This window comes from Thiocystis violacea (assembly GCF_016583565.1).
In the GTDB taxonomy this organism is placed as follows: Bacteria; Pseudomonadota; Gammaproteobacteria; order Chromatiales; family Chromatiaceae; genus Thiorhodococcus; species Thiorhodococcus violaceus_A.
In genome coordinates this window covers 1-16,193 of the sequence record NZ_NRRF01000084.1, presented here as the reverse complement: position 1 = coordinate 16,193, position 16,193 = coordinate 1, and the positions used below count along the sequence as shown (strand labels likewise).

The following is a 16,193-nucleotide window of genomic DNA, read 5'->3' as shown; positions in this document are numbered from 1 at the left end:
CCCAGCAGGCGTTCTTACGCGCGCTCAAGGTACCAGAGGAGCACTTTATCCACCCATCCCCGTGCTGCTGAATCGATGCCGCTGAAAAATACGACATCGGTGCTGTCACGGGGTGCGGAATGTCCGTCACGAAGCTCCAGCTTCGTGACTTCAGCGATGAAGCTCTGCTTCACGACGCCAACGGCTTCCGGCCCTTGACTGGGTCGATTGATTCGGTCGATCCAAGCGTCGATCCCCGAGCCCGCGAAGCGTGGCTTCGTCTCGCGGGTGACGAAGTTGGAGCTTCTTCACCAGGCTTAAATCGGAACCTGGAAGATGGACAGTCCCTAGCGGGCCGAGGCTAGATCAGCAAGGCCACGATCGCGCCGGTCATGAGCGTCGCCATGGTGCCGGCGAGGATGGACTTCATCCCGAGCCCGACGATCTCGTCGCGCCGGGCGGGCGCCATGGCGCCGAGGCCGCCGATCATGATGCCGAGGCTGCCGAGGTTGGCGAAGCCGCAGAGGGCGTAGGTCATGATCAAGCGGCTGCGTTCGCTGAGCACGCCCTCCGGGAGGTTGGCGAGCTGGAGGTAGGCGACCAGCTCGTTCAAGACCGTCTTCACGCCCATCAGGGCGCCGGCGGTGCCGGCCTCCGACCAGGGAATGCCGATCAGCCAGACGACAGGCGCCATGAGCCAGCCGAGCAGTCGTTGGGCGGAGAGCGCCTCTCCGCCGACCGTGGGGAGCAACCCCAGGAGCTGATTGGCCAGGCTCACCAGCGCGACCATGACCACCAGCATGGCGATGATGTTGAGCCAGAGCGGGATGGCATCCAGTGTCCCGCGCGTCACGGCATCCATGGCGCTGTGGGTCTGGGCCTCGATGCGAACGGTGGCGCCGTCGTCGCCGTGGGTGTCTTCTGGAACGAGCACGCCGGCCATCATGAGCGCCGCCGGCGCGCTGATGAGCGAGGCCGTGAGGATGTGCCCCATGGCGTCAGGCACGACCCCGCCGATGAAGCTCGCGTAGAGCACCATGACGGTCCCGGCGATGGTCGCCATGCCGCAGGTCATGAGCCCGAAGAGCGCCGGTCTGCTCATGGACGCCAGATAGGGCCGGATCAGCAGGGGCGCTTCGGTCATGCCGACGAAGACGTTGGCGGCGGCGCCCAGTCCCAGCGGCCCGCCCGTGCCCAGGGTGCGCCGCAGCAACCAGGCGAAGCCGCGAACCAGCACCGGCAGGACACGCCAGTGGAAGAGCAGGGCGGAGAGGGCGCTGATAACCAGGATGAGTGGCAGGGCGCGAAACGCCAGCACGAAGCTGTTCTGCGGGTAGCGCGTCTCGAAGGGCGCCGCGCCGCCGCCCAGGTAGCCGAAGACCAGCTCGGTCCCGGCCTGCGTCGCCTCCTGCAGGGACAGCACCATCTGGTTCAGGGTGAGGAAGGATTCCCGCACGGGGGGCAGCTTGAGCAGCAGGAGGGCCAGGGCGAGTTGAAGCCCGAGTCCGGCCAGGATGAGCCGAGGGCGCACCGCGCGTCTGTCCTCGCTGAGCAGCCAGGCGAGCGCGATCAGGACGCCCAGCCCGAGCAGGGGCTGGAGGCCATTCAACAGGGACTGAATTGCCATCGGTCAGAGGGTCCGTGGGTCTATGGAGTCACACTGCCAACTGCCAACTGCCAACTGCCTATTGCCGTGTCTGGGGCGGCTCATGACGGGTGGGCGCGACGAAGAGCTGTCTGGTATCGACGGAGTCGAAGCGGTATTCGCGGTTGCAGAATTCGCAGGTCACTTCGATCGCCCCCTGCGCGGCGAGGATGGCGTCGATTTCGTCCTCTCCCAGCATCTTCACGGTGTCCTCGATGCGGCTACGTGAGCAGCCGCATCGGAACGACAGGGGCTCAGGCTCGAACAGTCGCACCGACTCCTGGTTGAACAACCTGTAGAGAAGCTCCTCTGTCGGCAGGTCGCGCAGCTCGGTCGCGGTCAGGGTGTCGGCCAGCAGGGTGACCCGCTCCCAGTCCTCTTCGGTGGCGTCTGCGTCCGGCATCTTCTGGAGCAGGAGGCCCACCGCGCGCTGGGCGTTCGCCGTCAGCCAGAGTCGGGTCTGCAGTTGCTCCGAGTCGGCGAAATACACCTCGATGGCCTGGGAGAGGTCCGCGCCTTCCAGCGGGACGACGCCCTGGTAGGGCTCCGCATCCTGGTGTTGCACGGTCAAGACCAGGCGTCCGTCCCCGAAGCGTTCGGACAGCGTCCCCTGGGTAGGGACCTCGCCGTCCCAGCGCGCCAGGCCCCGAATGGTGCGCGTATTGGTGGCCTGGGCGACGAGGGTGCGGATGGGGCCGGAGCTCTGGATCTGGAGAATGAGCGAGCCCTCGAATTTGATGGTGGCGGCGAGCAGCGAGACCGCGGCGAGTGCCTCGCCGAGCACCTGCTGGACGGCGCTCGGGTAGGGGGAGGCGTCCAGGACCGCGTGCCAGCTTGCGTCGAGATGGACCAGGTTGCCCCGGATTCCCGCGTTCTCGAAGAGGAATCTGGAGAGGGTGTCTGCGTTTTTCATGGGGACTGCTCGCATCGAAAGGCTATCGCATCAAAAGGCGGTCTGAATCAGTCGAGACTGGCGATGAAGGCGTCGACCGCCGGCTGCAGCGGGCGTTCGCCGGCGAGCACGGCGGGCTCGAAGTCGCGGCGCCAGAGCGGCATCAACAGCCGCGCCTGGCGCCATTCCTCGAAGAGGATGCGCGCGAGCGGGCCGCCCTGCTCGATGAATCCAAGGGCGTGGAAGTCCTGCTCGGCGCGGGTTCGGTCGTAGTCGAAGCGGACGATGTCCCAGTGCCAGCCGCTGGGGCGCATTTCCAGCAGCGCGTAGCTGCCGCGTGGGTCGCCGTCGAAGGGCGAGCCGACGGAGCCGACGTTGAGGATGGGCGTGCCGTCCACCACGCGCGTGAGCGGGCGATGGGTGTGGGCGGTGACGAAGAGGGCGACGTCGGGCGGAATGACCGGGCGCAGCTCCTCGTCGCTGATGCCGCTCGTGATGCCCTGGCGGTTGCTTCCCATGGTCCCGTGAGTGACGTGCACCCAGCTGGCGTCGTCTCCGCCATTGAAACAGAGGTGGTCCGGCCAACCCTCCAGGGCGTCGATTCGCGTGCGCACCTGCTGGTAGGTCCAGTCCGTAAAGCGTCGCATCTCGGCATCCAGGGCGTCCTTGGGCGCGTGGCGGGCGCAGCGCAGGACCCATGACTCGTGATTGCCCTTGACGGGCAGCCAACCCTGGTTGCGCCTGAGGTCGTCGAAGCGTTCCAGGCAGTCGAGGCTGCTGGGGCCGCGGTTCACGAGATCCCCAGCCATGACGACCATGTCCGGACCCCAGCGGAGGATCTGCGTGACGGCCTCCTCCATGGCTGGCAGGTTGCCTTGCACATCCGAAAAGATGGCGATTTTCATGTTGCAAGCTCCGAGGAAACGAATGCCACACCTTACCGGGAAGCCGCCGACAGGGGAACTAGGCGCCCTGGCGGACCGCGCCGATCCGGCCCTCGACGGACTGGATCTTGCCGCTCAGCCTGCCTGGGGGGCCTTTGCGGATATCGAACTTGGCGACGATATAGACGCGCTCGCAGCCCTGCTCGTCGAGCAGCCCTTGAGCGCGGGCGATGAGGTCGAGCGCCTCGGGCAGGGTCGCGGTCTCGACTTGGGTACCCATGGGAGACAGCCGGTAATCGAGCCCGGTGTCGCGGATCATGGCGACGATGGGCGCCACGAAACGGCTGACGCTAGCCCCTTGGTCTGTGGGGAAGACGGTGAGATCGAGAATGACGGACATGGCGCTACACCTTTTGCTGTCGGGAATCTACATTTAGCCGTGCGGGATTGCCGCGCTCCCGTCACGGGCCTTAGACTGCGGGAGGCCGCGCGCAGCGTGACGCGGCGCGTCAGATAGATCGGAATAGCGAATGGCATCAGAGATAGATTCAGGCGAACCGGATTGGGATACCCCCCTGGCGCTCACGATTACGCCCGGACTCATCATGCATGCGCTCATGGGGACGGCCAGTACCGTGCATACCGGCTGGAGCAGCTGCATCGATGATACCCTGGTGTTGTCCAATCAGGTCGCCATGGACGACCAGGCGGGCAACTATGTCCGCCTCGTGGAGCAGGAATTCGTCGAGGAGGATCAGCCCGACACCCTTTGGCACGACTGGACGCTGGAGATCCGCGTCGGCTCCGTGCTGACGACGGCGCACTGGCAGTTCCCCGCCACGGCGCATCCTTCGGAGTGGGACTGGAATGCCCGCGAGGCATCCCGCGCCTTCGAGCGGGCCTGCGTTCTGATCGGGCGGCGCGTGCGTCGGACCCTCACCGTCGAGGAACCGGCTCAAGCGGAGGACGTTCCCCGAGCCAGCCGGCATTGATCCTCGGCGGTTCTTGTACGACCGTTGCGCCGCCGTCTATGCGGCTCATCACCCCAACCATCGCTATGCGCCCCGGCCAAGCGATCAGGAGAGATCCATGAAGGTCAGTGTCGATATCGATATCGCCCCGGAAGAAGTCCGCAAGCTCGTTGGCCTGCCCGACGTCGAGGCCTTCCAGCGCCAGATGATGGACGACATCCGCGAGCGCATGATGACGGGTGTCGAGGGCTATGATCCCATCAAGCTCTTCCAGCCCTATATGGCGGGGACCATGGCTTCGTGGGACCTGTTCCAGAAGATGCTCTCGAATGTCTCGACCACCGCCACGGGCGGCAAGGACGATGCATCGGGCCGCTCAACCGATGGCGCCTCACCCCGCTCGAAATGAGCGCGATCCATGCGCGCGAGGATGGCGAGACCGGCTGGGGCCATTCTGAATCGGCGTCCATGACCTGTGCTCCGCGTCCTCGGATGGCGGCGGCGGCTCCTTGAACGGCGTCGTGTAAGACACTGGCAACCGTCACCATGGCTCAGGCACTTCAACGGACGGCGGCGATTCCATGATCTCAGCGCGCGCGTGCGGCGTGGCGTTCGGTGTGATGCTGCCCGGTTTGATCCTGCTCGCCGCCCCAGTCGGGGCGCGGGAGTGCGATGAGGCGTCGCCGTCGGACATGCCGAACGCCCGCTACATCGTCATCCAGAACGATACGGTCCAAGATCAGACGACCGGCTTGATGTGGAAGCAGTGCGCCGAGGGCCTCGGCGGCGTGGGCTGCGCGCAAGGCGAGGCCACGACGCTCAGCTGGAAAGGGGCGCTGCGGCGTGGGCGAAGCTCCACCTTTGCCGGTTACTCCGACTGGCGTTTGCCCGACCGCGAGGAACTGCTCTCACTGCTCCAGCGGCGCTGTCGCGGCATGGATATCGATGGCGTGAATTTCCCCAATACCCCGGCGGCGCAGTTCTGGTCCTCCACACCGGCGAGCTACTATCCGGGCAGCGCCTGGCGGGTCCATTTCGGCAATGGCGATATCGACTACGGGACGAAGGGCGATTCGGCCTATGTACGCCTGGTGCGCGATGCGCAGGCGTGCTCCCCCGTCAGGCCAGGCACCTGTCTTCCGCATGAAAACAGGCTCTATGAGCCGCACGGATCGGTTGAGGAGCTGGGCGAAGACACCCTGGTGGAGCCCGAGGAATGACGCGGGTGTCAGTCGGCTCAGGATTCGCGCGCGTGATGCACGCGTTCAGCTAGGTGCTGGCTCGGGCGCTGCCGCGGCCTCCATCAGCATCGGCGCCTGCAAGGCTCGGCCGTCCAGGTGCGCGCGTCCATCCTCCCCGAGTCTCAGCCGGCCCTCCGCGAACCAGCCCACGGCGGTCGGATAGAGACGGTGCTCCTGCTTCAGAACCCGCGCCGCCAGCGATCCTGCATCGTCATCGGCCAGCACCGGAACCCGCGCCTGAATGATGACCGGGCCGCCATCCAGCTCCGCCGTGACGAAGTGAACGCTGGCGCCGTGCTCGCGCTCCCCGGCATCGAGCGCGCGCTGATGCGTATTCAACCCACGGAATTTTGGTAGGAGCGAGGGATGGATGTTCATCATCCTTCCCGCGTAGCGGTTGACGAAGCCGGGCGTGAGGATGCGCATGAATCCGGCGAGCACGACCAGTTCAGGATTATGGCGGTCGATCAGGGCGGCGAGGTCGGCATCGAAGGCGTCGCGATCCGCGTAGCCGCGGTGACTTAGAACCTCGGTCGGGATGCCTTGGTGGCGCGCGCGCTCCAGGCCGTAGGCCTCCGCCGTGTTGCTGATGACGGCCTGGAGGCGGATTGGGGCGCCCTGCCGCTGGGCATCCATGAGTGCCTGCAGGTTGCTGCCGCTGCCCGAGATGAGCGCGACGACTTGCAGCGGCGCGCGCTCATCCATTGGCGGTGCTGCCGCTGAAGACGACCCCGCGCGCGTCCTCGCTGGATTCGATCCGGCCCAGGATCCAGGCCGTCTCGCCTGCGTCGCCCAGTTGCTTCAGTGCGGCCTCGGCGTCCTCCGCGGCGACACAGATCACCATGCCGACCCCGCAGTTGAAGGTGCGCAGCATCTCCGTGCGCGAGATCCCGCCGCGGGTCTGGAGCCAGTCGAAAACGGCCGGGCGTTGCCAGGAGTCGAGCTCGATGCGAGCCAGCAGGTGCGCGGGGAGCACGCGCGGCAGGTTCTCGGTGAGGCCGCCGCCGGTGATGTGCGCGAGCGCATGCACCTGGATGGATCGGGTCAATGGCAGCACGGAGGCGACATAGATCCTGGTCGGGGCGAGGAGGGCGTCCGCCAGGCTCACGCCATCCAGGTCCTGATCCAAGTCCGCGCCACTCACCTCGATCACCTTGCGCACCAGCGAATAGCCGTTCGAGTGCGGGCCGGATGAGGCGAGCCCGATCAGCACGTCGCCAGGTTCGACACGATCGGGCGCGATGAGCGCGCTTTTCTCGGCGATGCCGACACAGAAGCCGGCGAGGTCGTAGTCACCCTCGCCATACATGCCGGGCATTTCGGCGGTCTCGCCGCCGGTGAGCGCGCAGCCGGCCAGCTCGCAGCCGCGTGCGATGCCCGAGATGACGGAGGCCGCAACCTCGACGTCGAGCCGCCCGGTCGCATAGTAGTCGAGGAAGAAGAGCGGCTCCGCGCCGCTGACCAGGATGTCGTTCGCGCACATCGCCACCAGGTCGATGCCGATGGTGTCGTGCCGCCCGAGTTCGATGGCGAGCTTGAGCTTGGTTCCGACGCCGTCCGTGCCCGAGACCAGCACCGGTTCGCGATAGCGGTCCAGCGGCAGCTCGAAGAGCGCGCCGAATCCGCCGAGGCCATCCAAGACGCCGGGTCTCCGCGTTGCCGCGGCGAGCGGTTTGATACGCTCGACGAGAGCCGCGCCCGCGTCGATATCGACACCGGCGTCTCGGTAGTTGAGCGCATTGGGGGTGGGGGTCTGAGAATCCTGCGGCACGCGGCGGCTCCAGTGTGGGAAATCGAGCCTCATAGTATACCGACCCTTGGACAGGCGGCATGTGCCAAGCTAGCATCAACAACCCGGTTCAGCGCGCGGCGATAGGATCTGCTTCGTGAAGCTCAGCGACCTCCCAAACATCATTAGCGTCATTCGCCTGATCGCCGTCATCCCGGTGGTCTACCTGCTGATCCAGCACGAGTTCGGCTGGGCCTTGATTCTCTTCGCCGCCGCGGGGGCCTCGGATGGGCTCGACGGCTTTCTCGCCAAGCACTACGGTTGGCAGAGCCGCCTCGGCGGCATCCTCGATCCGCTCGCGGACAAGACGCTCCTGGTGTGCTGTTTCCTCGTCCTGGGGGCGCTGGGAATCATTCCGCTTTGGCTGGTGCTGGCCGTCGTCTTTCGTGACCTCCTCATCGTCAGTGGCGCGGTCCTCTACAACTACCGCGTCGCGGAGGTCGAGGCCGCCCCCATCCCGGTGAGCAAGGTCAACACGGCCGCGCAGATCGTGCTGGTCGTCGCCGTGCTCATGGATGCGGGGATCTACTCCTTGCCCGCGTCCTGGATTGCGGCGCTCACCTGGTTTTGCCTCATGACCATCATCGTCAGTGGGGCTCAGTACGTCTGGATCTGGGGCCGCAAGGCGCTGCGTCAGGGTTGGAAGGGGGACTGAGCGTCCTCGGATGCCTTGATGCTCTGATCTTGACCACGGCACCCACCCGAGCGCCCGCCGGCTGAGAGCCCATTGTCTCGGCGGCCGGGCAGCCGTCGCCATTCCCGTTCGTTCTTGCTGGAAGGAGCCGAGGCGGATGCCTCAATGCGCGGGATGCCGATTGTCCTGAGCGCGGTCGAGCGGTGCCGCCTGAAGGGCATTGGCGACCTCACAGCCGGCGCGTTGGCCGGAGTGAAGCGCCCACTGGATGGAGGGTGCGCCCTGGTATTCGCCGCAGCTCCAGAGGCCATCGGCGCGCCGCAGCTCCTGACTGCCCGGGTAGGGGACGGGCGGTCGTTGGGAGGGCAAGGCGTGAGGCAGGCGGTAGACCGCCAGGCGCGTCCAGGCGCGCACCTGTTCGCCCAGCCAGGGTCGCAGCTCGGAGCGGATCCGTGTCTCGAGCGTATCCGGGTTCTCGTCGGCGCCGTGGACATTGACGCTGATGAGGCTGCGGCCCGGCGGCGCATAGTAGGGCGAGAGGTTGCTCGGGAAGAGGAGGCTGTTGATCCGCCCCCGGCCCTCGCCGTTGAGCAGCAGGTAACCGCCCCCGACGGGCGCGTGATGGGCGCTGAAGTAGAAGCAGCTGGTGCCGCGGTGCGGCAAAGGCTCGCTCCGCGGCTGCTGGAGCAGCCGGGCGGTCTCGCTCGACTCGGTCGCGATGACGACCGCCCGCGCCTTGAGTCGCTCTCCTGATTGCAGAACGACGCTGGCGCGCTCGATCCGCTCGGCCCGGGCGCCGAGGCGAATGGCGTGCGGTGGCAATCTGGCGGCGAGCTGCGCCGGGATCTCGCCCATGCCGCGGGCGGGAAGCGCGGTGTCGCCGAGCGCAAAGGCGCGGAAGACGAACTCGAAGGTGCGCGATGAGACCGCCAGGTCGGGCTCGAAGAAGACGCCGCTGAAGAAGGGCTTGAAGAAACGCTCGATGATGCGGGGGGAGAAGCCAAGCGCCTGCAGATACGCAAGGGCTGTCGTTTCCGGCCGCTGGTAGAGGGCCTGCAAGTCGCCGCGCAGACAGCGCTGCCGGAGTTTGAGCAGGCGGATCTTGTCCGCCAGCGTGCCGACCGGTGAGAACAGCATCTCCGGCAGCCGGTCCGGTCTGCGCCAGATGTCGCTGACGCGATGCAGGCGCCCTTCGATGCGCACCAGTGCGCCAGGGTAGAAGGGGCGCAGGTCCAGTCTTGCGTAGTCCAGCGTCTCGCGCGCGGCGGGATACCAGGTCTGCAACACCTGGAAGCCCCGATCCAGGAGAAAGCCCTCCCGGTGGTCTGTCCGCACCCGCCCCCCAACGCCGTCGGATGCCTCGATGACCAAGGGCTCGAGTCCGCGATCGCGCAGAGCCAGCGCGCAGGCGAGGCCGGCGAGCCCGGCCCCGATGACGATCACGTCCGCGTTCATCGGATCACCTCATTCGTATGCTGAGCCTGCGGGTGCCCGGGATGGGCGCCAGCCGTCGCCATGGCTAAGATCAGTGGTAGCCCTCGGTCGAGTAATGGCCCGGCGCCTGCCGGCGATGGCGGATCAGTCCGCGGGCCTCCAAGATGGCCTTGGCGTCCTTGATCATGGCGGAGTTGCCGCACAGCATGACGTGGCTGGTTGCAGGTTCGATGCTGACCCCGACCCGGGTTTCGAGCTGTCCGTCGGTGAGCAGATCCGTGATGCGTCCGCCCAGGGTTCCCGAGCAGTTCTCGCGGCTGACGGCCGGCAGGTAGGTGAACCGCTCGCCATGCTGGTTCGCGATGTCGTTGAGTGTCTCCGCATAGGCCAGGTCCGCGCTCAAGCGCACGCCGTGCACGAGGATGACGCGCTTGAAGCGCTCCCAGGGGTCGGGCGTGCGCAGCATGGACAAGTAGACGCCGAGCCCCGTGCCGGTGGCGAGCATCCAGAGGGTTTCGGCGGGCGCGACGGTCTCCAGGGTAAAGATGCCGCTGGCGGTCGCCGTGAGCCACACCTCATCGCCAGGATTCAGCGCCGAGAGCGGCGGTGTGAGTGGGCCTTCGGGGACCTCGTTGAAGTAGATCTCCAGTGGACGGCTTTGCGGGGGGTTCACCAGGGAGTAGGGGCGGCCGATGCGCTCGCCCTCGATGTCCAGGCCGACCTTGATGTATTGACCTGCCACGAAATCCGCGATCGGCGCGTCGAATTGGACGCTGTACAGCCCTTCGGCCCATTGATGCTTGCCTACGACTTTTGCTCTGACCCAATCGTTCATGTCCTGATCCTAATGCTCTGTAGTGATCGACGGCTTCCGCAACGCTGAGCCATCAGCGATCTGCCCGACGGGGCCCACTTGCCCCAATCCGTCCGAGGGATTTCCGTCTCTAGGTTCGTTTCAAGGAGGCGAGCCTCCAGGGTAAGCGATCATCCTGGCACCCGCGGTTGAAACGCAAGGGCGCGAAGGATGCAAAAGCCGACGGATGCCTCGAATACACGGTCTATTGCGCCGCTCGGGTGAGCATCGCGGATCGCGCAAGACATTGACATCGTGCGTTATTGTCGCGCATTCACCGTTTCGGCTTGAGAATCCAGCTCCGCCGCGCGAACGCCTGAGCCGGAGACGCGGCCACCGTCGGCCTTTGCGCAGCCTGTCTCCGCGACTGCGTCCCCCTGGATGATCGGTCCTGCCTCAGGCATTGCAATCCCGATTCTGTCGCTCTACCTAGTCGGCGTCGTGGTTTTTTTTGTCCGATGCGAGGAATTCGTCATGAAGCACCCCTGGTTACTCCTTGGCCTGGCGGCGATGTCAGCCAATGCGGCGGCTGAATCCAAGAGCTGCTCGTCCCTGCTTGATCTCGATGTCCGACGCTTGGCCGGTGAGGAGGTGGTGAACCTCTGCGAGGCCTATCAGGGCAAGGTCATCCTCATCGTGAATACCGCCAGCAAATGCGGATTCACCCCTCAGTACGAAGGACTCGAAAAACTCTATCGCACCTATCAGGATCGCGGACTGGTGGTGCTCGGATTCCCTTCCAATGATTTCGCCAACCAGGAGCCTGGCACCGAGAAGGAGATCCAGTCCTTCTGTCGACTGACCTACTCGGTCGAGTTCCCGATGTTCGAAAAGGTGAGTGTGAAGAAGGGCAAGGCGTCACCGCTCTTCGATCGTCTGGCGGCGGCGGGTGCCCCCTATCCCAAATGGAACTTCTACAAGTACCTGATCGATCGCAACGGCAACTTGGTCGACTATTACGCCAGCATGACCAAGCCGGATAGCGGCAAAGTCGTGAAAGAAATCGAGAAGTTGCTCTGAATCGAGCGGTCCGTTTGAGACGGACCGCTTTGCGGTGGATGGCTCGGCTCGATGGGGCGGTTCGATGGTCGTGATTCGAACCGGCGATTGGATTTCTGTCGTGCGCGCTTCTATCGTGAGCGGACTTGGATGAAGCCGCCGCGCCTGCCCCTTGGCGTGGAATTCCAACGGCGGGCGCGCGGCTGCCTCAGCGCGCACTCATGACCTCAATCCACGGGAGGATACGCATGGCATCGCCAACCCGTCAGGAGGGAAGCCTCGAAGCACCCACCCGGCACCCCATCGACTGGCAGAATTCGGATTTTTACGACAAAGACTCGCTGTTTGCGGAGCTGGAGCGCGTCTTCGATATCTGCCACGGGTGCCGACGCTGCGTCAGCCTCTGTCAATCCTTCCCGACCCTGTTCGATCTCGTCGACGAGTCCGAGAGCATGGAGGTGGACGGTGTCGCCAAGGACGACTACTGGAAAGTGGTCGACCACTGCTACCTCTGCGACCTCTGCTACATGACCAAGTGCCCCTACGTGCCGCCGCACGAGTGGAACCTTGACTTCCCGCACCTCATGCTTCGCGCCAAGGCGTTCAAGTTCAAGCAGGGTGACGTGAAGCTGCGCGATCGCATCCTCACCAGCACCGATCGGGTCGGCAGTCTGGCCGGAATCCCGGTGGTGAACGGCATCGTCAACGCCGTCAATGCCAATCCGCTGGGGCGCAAGGCGCTGGAGGCCGTGCTGGAGGTCCATCGCGACGCCACTGTCCCTCCCTACACCAGCCCGGCGCTGCGCAAGGCCGAGAAGGGCCGGATCGGCCGCTCCGCGATCGGCGAGCCAGCGGGGCCGACAACCGGCAAGGTTGCGCTCTTTGCGACCTGCTATGGCAACTACAATGAGCCCGGCGTGAACCAGGATCTGATCGCTGTCTTCGAGCACACCGGCATCCCGGTCACCCTGGCCGAGAAAGAGCAATGCTGCGGCATGCCCAAGCTGGAGCTGGGCGATCTCGAATCCGTGCGCAAGGCCAAAGAGGCCAACATCCCGGTGCTGAAGCGGTTGGTGGAGGAGGGGTGGGACATCGTTGCCACCATCCCGTCCTGCGTGCTTATGTTCAAACAAGAGCTACCGCTGATGTTCCCCGACGACGCGGATGTGAAGCTGGTGAAAGACCACATTTACGATCCCTTTGAATACCTCATGCTCCGCCACAAGGATGGCAAGCTGAAGATGGACTTCAAGACGTCGCTCGGGACAGTGGTCTATCAGGCGTCCTGCCACCAACGTGTGCAGAACATCGGTCCCAAGACCCGCGATGTGCTCTCGCTGGTGCCGGACACCAAGGTCGAGGTCATCGAGCGCTGCTCCGGACATGACGGCACCTACGCCGTCAAGAAGGAGTTCCACGACCACTCGATGAAGATCGTCAAGCCGGTGGCCAGCCGCGTGGAGAAGGCGGGGGCCGATCACTTCGGGAGCGACTGCCCCATGGCGGGTGCCCATATCGCCCACGCCCTGGAGCAGGACGGGAAGCAGCAGCATCCGATGACGCTGATGCGACTGGCCTACGGCATTTGATCGCCGGCATGGCTTGGCGGCCGCCGGCACTGAGATTCGGAGATGAGCATGCAGCTAACACGCAATGACCTCTACAGCCTGGAGCAATACGCCCAGGCACGCAGTGACTTCCGCGCCAAGGTGATGGCCCACAAGAAGAGCCGTCAGGTGCCGATCGGGGCGCACACGACCCTCTATTTCGAAGATCGGCTGACCATCCAGTACCAGATCCAGGAGATGCTCAGGGTCGAGCGGATCTTCGAGCCGGAGGGCATCCAGGACGAGCTGGCCGCTTACAATCCGCTGATTCCCGATGGCTCGAACTGGAAGGCGACCTTCATGATCGAGTACGAGAATGAGGAAGAGCGCCGCGATGCACTCGCGCGTCTGCGCGGGATCGAGGATCTGGTGTGGGTCCAGGTGGCCGGATTCGACAAGGTGTTTGCCATCGCGGACGAGGACATGGAGCGCGAGGACGAGACCAAGACCTCCGCCGTCCACTTCATGCGCTTCGAGCTGACGCCGCCCATGGTCGCCGCCGCGAAGGCGGGCGCCCGGGTATCGCTCGGCTCGGACCACAGGGACTACGGCTACCAGATCGAGGCATCCCCCGCCGTGCGCGATTCGCTGGCCGCAGACCTCGCCTGAGCCCGGGTGCCTTGGAGTCGAGCGGCGTAGGGGACGCATGGCCATGCGCTCGATGAAGAGACCCGAACCGATCGCCGTCCTGCTGGACATGGACGGCGTTCTCTACCACGGTGACCGCCTGCTTCCGGGCGCCTTGCGGCTGCTGCATCGCGTCACCCGACTCCCCCACGCCTATTTGACGAACAACCCCATCCGCACGCCAGGGGAGGTCTCGAATCGCCTGACGGCGATGGGGCTCCCGCGTCCTGATCCGGCGCTCATCTTGACCTCCGCGCTGGCGACGGCCAGATGGCTTGCCAGGGTGCGACCGGGCTTTCGCTATTTCGCGGTGGGCGCGGGCGGGCTGGATGCAGCCTTGCGCGAGTTTGGCGAACCCAATGCCCGGAATGCCGACTTCGTCGTGGTGGGCGAGGGCGCTGGGCTGGACTACGAGCAGCTGACGATCGGCATCAACCTCATCCTGAGTCAGGGCGCGCGCCTCATCGGAACCAACCCGGATCCGACCGTGGATGCCGTGCGCAACGGCCGCCATCTGATCCTGCCTGGGGGCGGTGCCTTGGTCGCGCCCTTCGCTGCCGCGACCGGCGTGACCCCGACCATCATCGGCAAGCCGGAGCCCCTGCTCTATGAGATGGCCCTGGAGATGCTCGGCTGTTCGCCCGGCGAATGCCTCATGATCGGCGACCGGCCCGATACCGACATCGCCGGCGCCGAGCGGCTTGGGATGTGGACCGCGCTGGTCCGCACCGGCCGATTCGCCCCCGGCCGTCCCTGGCCGGACAACCTGCCTGTTCCAGACTTCGACGTCGTGGACCTGGAGGCGCTCATGACGGCGCTGGAAGATGCCTTCCCAGGCTTGCTCGCGGAAGTCTGACGTCGAGGAGCCGCTCTGGCGCCTGTCTCGTCACTTTCCCAACAGTACCGATCGCGGATGGGGAAAGCCCGCGCGAGGCGCCTCGTTCGAAGCGCCGAGCATCGAGGGGCGTCCCCATCATCCCCGCGCCGCACCTTGCGCGGAGTCTCAGGCGGCGGCCTGCTCCAACGCAGCGATCCGCTTTTCCAGGGGCGGGTGACTGCGGAACAGGGCGGCAAAGCCCTCGCCGATCTTGCCCGAGATCCCGAAGGCGGCGAATTCGCCTGCTGGCAGATCCTGCGGTTCATGAATGCGCTGCAGTGCCCTCAAGGCATCCGCCATGTGGTGGCGGCTGGTGAGCATGGCACCACCAGCATCGGCGCGGAACTCACGATAGCGCGAGAACCACATGACGATCATGGTCGCCAAGACCGAGAGCATCAGCTCTGCGACGATGGAGGTCACGAAGTAGCCGACGCCATAGCCGTTCTCGTTTTTGAGGAGGACGCGATCGACGATGTGCCCGATGATGCGCGCCAGGAAGACGACGAAGGTGTTGACCACGCCCTGGATGAGCGCCAGCGTGACCATATCGCCATTGGCGACGTGGCTGATCTCATGGCCGACGACCGCCTCGACCTCGTCTTTGTTCATGTGCTGCAGCAGTCCCGTGCTGACGGCCACCAGGGCATCGTTGCGGTTCCAGCCGGTTGCGAAGGCATTGGGTTCGGGCGAGTCGAAGATGCCGACCTCCGGCATCTGAATCCCGGCGCGTTGTGACTGGCGAGCGACGACGTCCATCAGCCACTGCTCGAACGGCGTCGAGGGATGCTGGATGATATGCACCCCCATCGAGCGTTTCGCCATCATCTTGGAGAGGAAGAGCGAGATCAGCGAGCCGCTGAAACCGATAATGGCCGCCATCACGAGCAGGGCGCCCATGTCGATGCCGCCGTTCTCCTGGAGAACGCCGTCGATCCCCAGCACGCGGAAGACGATGCTGATGACCATCAGGACCGCCACGTTAGTCGCAAGGAACAAGAAAATACGCAGCATGGATGAAAAGCTCCTAGTTAGTGCCTGAACGAAAACAACTTTTAACTTTTTAAAACAATCGATTATAATCATACCCCGTAACTTCTCAATAAGTCGCGGCAGCCTTGGCTGAGGATATCCGTTAGAGATGGTCTAGGCCCTGAATCCTGACCTTCGAATCGCCTCCGGCATGCCCGCTCCGATCGAACTCCCAGACATCCTCGACGCGGAGCGTACCCCGCTCATCGAGCAGTTGGTGGAGCTGATCGAAACGCTGGCCGAGAAGACCCAACGGCAAGCGGAAACCATCCAGCAGTTGCGCGATGAGATCGCGGTGCTCAAGGGGGAGAAGGCCAAGCCGACCTTCAAACCCAGCGGGATGGCCGATCACAGCGATCCTGACACGTCGGATTCCCCCCACCCCAGCACCGCCAGCGGGGGCACGCTTCAAGGGCTATCGCGATTTCATCGTCCAGGATCTCGACATTCAGGCCCGCACCATTCGTTATCGGCTGGAGGTGTGGCAGACCCCGGATGGGGAGTGGTTGAGCGGGGCGTTGCCGCCGACGCTTCAGGGTCGCCACTTCGGCGCGAAGCTGCGCGCCTCTGCGACCACGAAATACAAGCTGCGGTAGACCATTTCCATCGACAGCTCGGCGAAGGGACGTTGCAGCGCCTCGGCCACGGCATCGGTCAAATCGACGAGGACGGCATAGAGGATCCAGGTGCTCCACAGTTGCAGCGCCACGGCGTTCTGCGCTCCGCCAT

Annotated in this window: 19 protein-coding genes and 1 pseudogene; 8 read left to right on the top strand and 12 right to left on the bottom strand. The window is 65.0% G+C overall.

The window, feature by feature from the left end; all coding sequences use genetic code 11:
• Positions 1-14 precede the first annotated feature (14 nt).
• The 5 genes from CKO23_RS21255 to CKO23_RS21235 all read right to left on the bottom strand — a co-directional run bounded on the left by CKO23_RS21255 (position 15) and on the right by CKO23_RS21235 (position 3,800).
• Positions 15-173, bottom strand: a complete 159-nt coding sequence (locus CKO23_RS21255; RefSeq protein WP_200334736.1) for a hypothetical protein — start codon at positions 171-173, stop codon at positions 15-17.
• A 167-nt stretch (positions 174-340) separates the two neighbouring features.
• Positions 341-1,606, bottom strand: a complete 1,266-nt coding sequence (locus tag CKO23_RS21250) for a NupC/NupG family nucleoside CNT transporter (protein ID WP_200334734.1) — start codon at positions 1,604-1,606, stop codon at positions 341-343.
• Positions 1,607-1,664: 58 nt separating this feature from the next.
• Complete coding sequence (gene hslO / locus CKO23_RS21245) at positions 1,665-2,537, bottom strand: Hsp33 family molecular chaperone HslO (RefSeq protein WP_200334732.1); 873 nt, start codon at positions 2,535-2,537, stop codon at positions 1,665-1,667.
• Positions 2,538-2,584: 47 nt separating this feature from the next.
• The gene (locus CKO23_RS21240) at positions 2,585-3,421 is read right to left on the bottom strand and encodes a metallophosphoesterase family protein (protein ID WP_200334730.1); all 837 of its coding nucleotides are present in this window, start codon (positions 3,419-3,421) and stop codon (positions 2,585-2,587) included.
• A 58-nt stretch (positions 3,422-3,479) separates the two neighbouring features.
• Entirely contained in the window at positions 3,480-3,800 is a 321-nt protein-coding gene (locus tag CKO23_RS21235; RefSeq protein ID WP_200334728.1) for an MTH1187 family thiamine-binding protein, read from the bottom strand.
• A 130-nt stretch (positions 3,801-3,930) separates the two neighbouring features.
• Here CKO23_RS21235 and CKO23_RS21230 point away from each other — a divergent pair, with 130 nt between their 5' ends.
• The 3 genes from CKO23_RS21230 (at position 3,931) to CKO23_RS21220 (ending at position 5,591) form a co-directional block, all read left to right on the top strand.
• Positions 3,931-4,392: a hypothetical protein gene (locus tag CKO23_RS21230; RefSeq protein WP_200334721.1), complete on the top strand. Its 462-nt coding sequence runs from the start codon at positions 3,931-3,933 to the stop codon at positions 4,390-4,392.
• 97 nt (positions 4,393-4,489) lie between these two features.
• Positions 4,490-4,780, top strand: a complete 291-nt coding sequence (locus CKO23_RS21225) for a DUF6489 family protein (RefSeq protein ID WP_200334719.1) — start codon at positions 4,490-4,492, stop codon at positions 4,778-4,780.
• A 172-nt stretch (positions 4,781-4,952) separates the two neighbouring features.
• On the top strand, positions 4,953-5,591 hold the full coding sequence (locus CKO23_RS21220; protein WP_200334717.1) for a DUF1566 domain-containing protein: 639 nt from the start codon (positions 4,953-4,955) through the stop codon (positions 5,589-5,591).
• A 45-nt stretch (positions 5,592-5,636) separates the two neighbouring features.
• Here the strand turns inward: CKO23_RS21220 and purN are convergent, their stop codons facing one another.
• Together purN and purM are read right to left on the bottom strand one after the other, a co-directional pair.
• The gene (gene purN, locus CKO23_RS21215; RefSeq protein ID WP_200334709.1) at positions 5,637-6,317 is read right to left on the bottom strand and encodes a phosphoribosylglycinamide formyltransferase; all 681 of its coding nucleotides are present in this window, start codon (positions 6,315-6,317) and stop codon (positions 5,637-5,639) included.
• Positions 6,310-7,383 (bottom strand): phosphoribosylformylglycinamidine cyclo-ligase, encoded by a 1,074-nt coding sequence (gene purM / locus CKO23_RS21210; RefSeq protein ID WP_346014655.1) that lies wholly within the window; start codon positions 7,381-7,383, stop codon positions 6,310-6,312. The genes purN and purM overlap by 8 nt, the downstream gene beginning before the upstream one ends.
• Before the next feature lie 115 nt (positions 7,384-7,498).
• Here purM and CKO23_RS21205 point away from each other — a divergent pair, with 115 nt between their 5' ends.
• A complete protein-coding gene (locus CKO23_RS21205; protein WP_200334705.1) occupies positions 7,499-8,056 on the top strand; it encodes a CDP-alcohol phosphatidyltransferase family protein in 558 nt (185 codons plus the stop codon).
• A gap of 141 nt (positions 8,057-8,197) precedes the next feature.
• Here CKO23_RS21205 and CKO23_RS21200 read toward each other — a convergent pair whose 3' ends face one another.
• Both CKO23_RS21200 and CKO23_RS21195 read right to left on the bottom strand, forming a co-directional pair.
• Positions 8,198-9,490, bottom strand: coding sequence for a protoporphyrinogen/coproporphyrinogen oxidase (locus CKO23_RS21200; RefSeq protein WP_200334697.1), 1,293 nt, complete (start codon positions 9,488-9,490; stop codon positions 8,198-8,200).
• A gap of 70 nt (positions 9,491-9,560) precedes the next feature.
• Positions 9,561-10,304: a ferredoxin--NADP reductase gene (locus CKO23_RS21195; RefSeq protein WP_200334681.1), complete on the bottom strand. Its 744-nt coding sequence runs from the start codon at positions 10,302-10,304 to the stop codon at positions 9,561-9,563.
• Between the two features lie 492 nt (positions 10,305-10,796).
• Here CKO23_RS21195 and CKO23_RS21190 point away from each other — a divergent pair, with 492 nt between their 5' ends.
• The 4 genes from CKO23_RS21190 to CKO23_RS21175 all read left to right on the top strand — a co-directional run bounded on the left by CKO23_RS21190 (position 10,797) and on the right by CKO23_RS21175 (position 14,411).
• Positions 10,797-11,342, top strand: a complete 546-nt coding sequence (locus CKO23_RS21190) for a glutathione peroxidase (protein WP_200334679.1) — start codon at positions 10,797-10,799, stop codon at positions 11,340-11,342.
• A 227-nt stretch (positions 11,343-11,569) separates the two neighbouring features.
• The gene (locus CKO23_RS21185; protein ID WP_200334677.1) at positions 11,570-12,910 is read left to right on the top strand and encodes a (Fe-S)-binding protein; all 1,341 of its coding nucleotides are present in this window, start codon (positions 11,570-11,572) and stop codon (positions 12,908-12,910) included.
• A gap of 48 nt (positions 12,911-12,958) precedes the next feature.
• Complete coding sequence (locus tag CKO23_RS21180; RefSeq protein WP_200334675.1) at positions 12,959-13,537, top strand: DUF3501 family protein; 579 nt, start codon at positions 12,959-12,961, stop codon at positions 13,535-13,537.
• A gap of 52 nt (positions 13,538-13,589) precedes the next feature.
• Positions 13,590-14,411: an HAD-IIA family hydrolase gene (locus CKO23_RS21175; protein ID WP_200334673.1), complete on the top strand. Its 822-nt coding sequence runs from the start codon at positions 13,590-13,592 to the stop codon at positions 14,409-14,411.
• A 147-nt stretch (positions 14,412-14,558) separates the two neighbouring features.
• Here the strand turns inward: CKO23_RS21175 and htpX are convergent, their stop codons facing one another.
• From htpX to CKO23_RS21160, 3 genes and pseudogenes are all read right to left on the bottom strand, one after another.
• Positions 14,559-15,446 (bottom strand): protease HtpX, encoded by an 888-nt coding sequence (htpX, locus tag CKO23_RS21170; protein ID WP_200334664.1) that lies wholly within the window; start codon positions 15,444-15,446, stop codon positions 14,559-14,561.
• A 121-nt stretch (positions 15,447-15,567) separates the two neighbouring features.
• A complete protein-coding gene (locus CKO23_RS21165) occupies positions 15,568-15,816 on the bottom strand; it encodes a hypothetical protein (protein WP_200334656.1) in 249 nt (82 codons plus the stop codon).
• Positions 15,817-15,996: 180 nt separating this feature from the next.
• Positions 15,997-16,193, bottom strand: a pseudogene (locus CKO23_RS21160) (IS4 family transposase); the annotation flags it as partial.

Bases quoted from the DNA above. Each gene is read 5' to 3' on its own strand.
- CKO23_RS21250 (WP_200334734.1), bottom strand. From the start codon at position 1,606: ATGGCAATTCAGTCCCTGTTGAATGGCCTCCAGCCCCTGCTCGGGCTG.
- hslO (WP_200334732.1), bottom strand. From the start codon at position 2,537: ATGAAAAACGCAGACACCCTCTCCAGATTCCTCTTCGAGAACGCGGGA.
- CKO23_RS21240 (WP_200334730.1), bottom strand. From the start codon at position 3,421: ATGAAAATCGCCATCTTTTCGGATGTGCAAGGCAACCTGCCAGCCATG.
- CKO23_RS21235 (WP_200334728.1), bottom strand. From the start codon at position 3,800: ATGTCCGTCATTCTCGATCTCACCGTCTTCCCCACAGACCAAGGGGCT.
- CKO23_RS21230 (WP_200334721.1), top strand. From the start codon at position 3,931: ATGGCATCAGAGATAGATTCAGGCGAACCGGATTGGGATACCCCCCTG.
- CKO23_RS21225 (WP_200334719.1), top strand. From the start codon at position 4,490: ATGAAGGTCAGTGTCGATATCGATATCGCCCCGGAAGAAGTCCGCAAG.
- CKO23_RS21220 (WP_200334717.1), top strand. From the start codon at position 4,953: ATGATCTCAGCGCGCGCGTGCGGCGTGGCGTTCGGTGTGATGCTGCCC.
- purN (WP_200334709.1), bottom strand. From the start codon at position 6,317: ATGGATGAGCGCGCGCCGCTGCAAGTCGTCGCGCTCATCTCGGGCAGC.
- CKO23_RS21200 (WP_200334697.1), bottom strand. From the start codon at position 9,490: ATGAACGCGGACGTGATCGTCATCGGGGCCGGGCTCGCCGGCCTCGCC.
- CKO23_RS21195 (WP_200334681.1), bottom strand. From the start codon at position 10,304: ATGAACGATTGGGTCAGAGCAAAAGTCGTAGGCAAGCATCAATGGGCC.
- CKO23_RS21190 (WP_200334679.1), top strand. From the start codon at position 10,797: ATGAAGCACCCCTGGTTACTCCTTGGCCTGGCGGCGATGTCAGCCAAT.
- CKO23_RS21185 (WP_200334677.1), top strand. From the start codon at position 11,570: ATGGCATCGCCAACCCGTCAGGAGGGAAGCCTCGAAGCACCCACCCGG.
- CKO23_RS21180 (WP_200334675.1), top strand. From the start codon at position 12,959: ATGCAGCTAACACGCAATGACCTCTACAGCCTGGAGCAATACGCCCAG.
- CKO23_RS21175 (WP_200334673.1), top strand. From the start codon at position 13,590: ATGAAGAGACCCGAACCGATCGCCGTCCTGCTGGACATGGACGGCGTT.
- htpX (WP_200334664.1), bottom strand. From the start codon at position 15,446: ATGCTGCGTATTTTCTTGTTCCTTGCGACTAACGTGGCGGTCCTGATG.